This is a genomic window from Phenylobacterium sp. (assembly GCF_030654915.1).
Classification (GTDB): domain Bacteria; phylum Pseudomonadota; class Alphaproteobacteria; order Caulobacterales; family Caulobacteraceae; genus Phenylobacterium.
Genome location: NZ_JAURWM010000199.1, coordinates 1 through 3,480 on the forward strand (window position 1 = coordinate 1; position 3,480 = coordinate 3,480).

Here is a 3,480-nt window from a genome sequence, read left to right on the forward strand (position 1 = left end):
GGCGGTCGGCCAGTTGTCGGAATTCTGGCGCGCGCTGGGCGCCAATGTCGACCAGATGGACGACCGTCACCACGACCTGGTGCTGGCCGTCACCAGCCACCTGCCCCACCTGATCGCTTACAACATCGTCGGCACCGCCGCCGACATGGAGGAGGTCACCCAGGCCGAGGTGATGAAGTACTCGGCCGGCGGCTTCCGTGACTTCACCCGCATCGCCGCGTCGGACCCGACCATGTGGCGCGACGTCTTCGTCGCCAACAAGGACGCTGTGCTGGAAATCCTTGGCCGCTTCACCGAGGACCTGCAGGCGCTGTCGCGCGCCATCCGCTGGGGCGAGGCCGACAAGCTGCACGACCTCTTCACCCGCACTCGCGAGATCCGCCGCGGCATCATCGCCGCGGGCCAGGAAAGCGCCGAACCAAACTTCGGCCGCGATCGCGGCAAGCACTAAGTCGAGGGTGTCATCCCGGTTTGCGAAGCAAGACCGGGCCCCATGAACACCTGAAGGATCTCGTTATGGCGAGACCTCGCCTCCTGCGGCTCGAACGGCGAAAATGGATCCCGGACAAGCCCTGCGGGCCTTCCGGGATGACACCCGCTGGGACCTGGCCCCTACGCCGCCGGCCGTTCACGCCTGACGATCTCCTCGGCCAGCCGACCGGGGATCTCGGCCATGTGATCGAACTGCGCGGTGAAGTCGCCCAGCCCTTGGGTCAGTCCGCGTAGCTCGGCGATCAGGTGCTGGCGCTCCGACCGCGGCAGGCAGACCTCGATGTCGTCCCAACCGCTCCAGCCCTCACGCGGTTGGAAGCCAAGGATCTGGCCCCGCCGCGCCGAGACCGCCTGGGTGATCTTCGAGGTCGAGGCCTGTGGCGCATGGATGGTCAGCTTCTCGATCGGCTCAAGCAGATAGGGCGCGGACGCCCGCAACCCATCGCTCATCGCCAGCCGGCCGGCCGCCCGGAAGCTCATCTCCGAGGAATCGACGCTGTGATAGGAGCCGTCGGTCAGCACAACCTCGACGTCGGTCACCGGAAAACCAAGCGGCCCGCGTTCCAGGGCGTCGCGCACACCCTGCTCGACCGACGGGATCCATTGCCGGGGCACCACGCCGCCGGTGATCTTCTGCGAGAAAGCGAAGCCCTCGCCCCGAGCGCGCGGCTTGATCTCGAGCACCACGTCGCCGAACTGGCCGTGGCCGCCGGTCTGCTTCTTGTGGCGGCCGCGCTGGGTGACCGGTTTACGCACGGACTCCTTGTAGGAGACCTTCGGCGGCTCGGTCATCGCTTCCAGCCCGAAGCGCCGGCGTAGCCTCTCCACCGTGACCTGAAGATGGGCCTCCCCGCGACCGGAGATCAGGGTCTCCTGGGTCTCGGGATCCAGGGTGACCTCCAGGGTCGGGTCCTCCTCGGCCAGCTTGGCCAGCGCCGCCGACAGCCGCACGTCGTCCTTGCGGTCCTTGGCGGCGATCGACATCGCATAAAGCGTCGGGACGCGGACGACCGGCATGGCGCAGCGGCGGGGCTTGCCGTCCATCGACAGCACCTGACCAGCGCTCGCCGTCTCCAGCTTTGCGATCCCAACCACGTCGCCGGGATGGGCCTTGCCGATCTTACGGGTGCTGAGCCCAGAGACCGCCAGCAGCCCACCCGCCCGGGACCTCTCGCCGGTTTCGGCGGTCAATTCGTCGCCATCGGTCAACTCGCCGCCCATGACCCGCGCATAGGCGACCTTGCCCGCCTGGCCGGCGAACGAGGTCTTGAAGACATAGCTGCACGGACCATCGAGCTCCATCCGTCCAGCGGCGACCAAGACGTCGGGCGTTTCGTGCCGCAGCGCTTTCAGCAGCCGCCGAACGCCGAAGCCGTTCAAGGCCGAGCCGAAGAACACCGGCACGATCAGGCCGCCGTGGAAGTCGGCCACGAGGTCGGCGAACACCGCATCGCGGCTCGGATTGAGGTCCGAGAGCAATTGCTCCATCAGGTCGTCGTCGAAGTCGGCCAACTGCTCGAGCATATGGAAGCGCGCATCGGCCTCCTGCGCCGCCAGATCGCCCACCAGGTCGATCTGCTGCGAGGCCTGGCCCGGCCGATAGACGAAGGCCCTTTCCAGGGCGAGGTCTACGAAACCAGTGACCTTATCCTGCTCGACCAACGGGATCTGGCGCGCCACTAGCGGCGCGGTGGAAGCCTGCGCCAGGGTCGCCATGAATTCGTCAAGGCCGCCGCGCGCCTGATCAATGCGGTTGACGAAGACCGCATGCGGCACGCTGCGATCCTCCAGCGCCTTCAGGATCGGCTGCAGCAGTCCGGCGCGAACCGGATTGGGATCGGCCACCACCACCGCCAGGTCCACGGCCGGCAGCACGTAGTCCTCGGCCCCGGCGAACTCGGGCGATCCGGGACAGTCGATCACGGCGTAGCGCTCGCCCATGAACTCGAACCCGGCGATGTTCAGCTCGGTGGACTGGCCTCGCTGTCGCGCCTCCGGGCTGGCGTCACCGACGCTGCTCGCGCCCACCTCGCCCTGGCGCAGGATCGCGCCGCTGGCGAAAAGCATGGCTTCCAAAAGGGTTGTCTTGCCGGCTCCCGGCGCCCCCACAAGGGCGATGGCGCGTGTCGAGCCGGAACCTGGTCTGCCCATGGTCCGTCCTCCCAAGCCTAGGCGCCCGTCTTGGAAACGGGCGCGGAAACCCCGACCTGGTCATGCTTCCACCCGCGCGGCCCCGGACGCAAGTCAAGGAGACGCGAGGCGTGGCCACCAGCCTCGAACCAGCCCACATTGGCGGCCCGCCCTGGGAGCGTCAGAGGAACGAAATGAACGGTTATGCGTGGCTGGGCCTCGCCATTGTCGCAGAGGTGATCGCCACCACCGCGCTCAAGGCCTCCGACAGTTTCTCCAAGCTAGGCCCCTCACTGATCACCGCCATCGGGTACGCGTTCGCCTTCTGGTGCCTGTCACACTCGATGAAGACCGTGCCGGTCGGCGTCGGCTATGCGATCTGGTCGGGGGTCGGCATCGTCTTGATCACCGCCATCGCCTGGGTGCTGTTCAAGCAGAAGCTAGACCTGCCGGCGATGATCGGCATGGGCATGATCCTGGCCGGCGTGGTGGTGATCAACGTCTTCTCGAAGAGCGCGGGGCACTAGCAGAGCGGACACAGCCATGCGTGTCATCCCGGAAAGCGCTTCGCGCTTGTCCGGAACCATTCGCGCCGACTTGGTGGAAAGAAGCCAGGCCGCGCCACGTCTTGCCGCCATCAGGTGTCCATGGGTCCCAGACAGCTGCTGCGCAGCTTCCGGGATCACACACTATGCTTCGCCGCTACCTGATGTGGGCGACCCCAGGAACTCCGTCACCGCCTCGATGACCTCGACCAGGCCCAGGCGGTCGACCCGCACGCCTTCCGGCAGGCTGGAGAACAGCCGCGTGGGCGCGGCGGCGTCCAGCATCACAAACACGCCCTTGTCGTCGGCGCGG

The 3,480-nt window shown here is 67.2% G+C and carries 3 protein-coding genes; 2 read left to right on the top strand and 1 reads right to left on the bottom strand.

Going from position 1 to position 3,480, the window contains the following annotated elements; all coding sequences use genetic code 11:
- Positions 1-451, top strand: a 451-nt coding sequence (locus Q7T84_RS10275; RefSeq protein WP_304808426.1) for a prephenate dehydrogenase dimerization domain-containing protein, incomplete at its 5' end; no start/stop codon positions are given.
- A 161-nt stretch (positions 452-612) separates the two neighbouring features.
- Here Q7T84_RS10275 and Q7T84_RS10280 read toward each other — a convergent pair.
- Positions 613-2,643, bottom strand: coding sequence for an elongation factor G (locus Q7T84_RS10280; protein WP_304808428.1), 2,031 nt, complete (start codon positions 2,641-2,643; stop codon positions 613-615).
- Between the two features lie 173 nt (positions 2,644-2,816).
- Between Q7T84_RS10280 and Q7T84_RS10285 the strand changes: the two genes are divergently transcribed.
- A complete protein-coding gene (locus Q7T84_RS10285) occupies positions 2,817-3,149 on the top strand; it encodes an SMR family transporter (RefSeq protein ID WP_304808431.1) in 333 nt (110 codons plus the stop codon).
- The last annotated feature ends 331 nt before the right edge of the window (positions 3,150-3,480 follow it).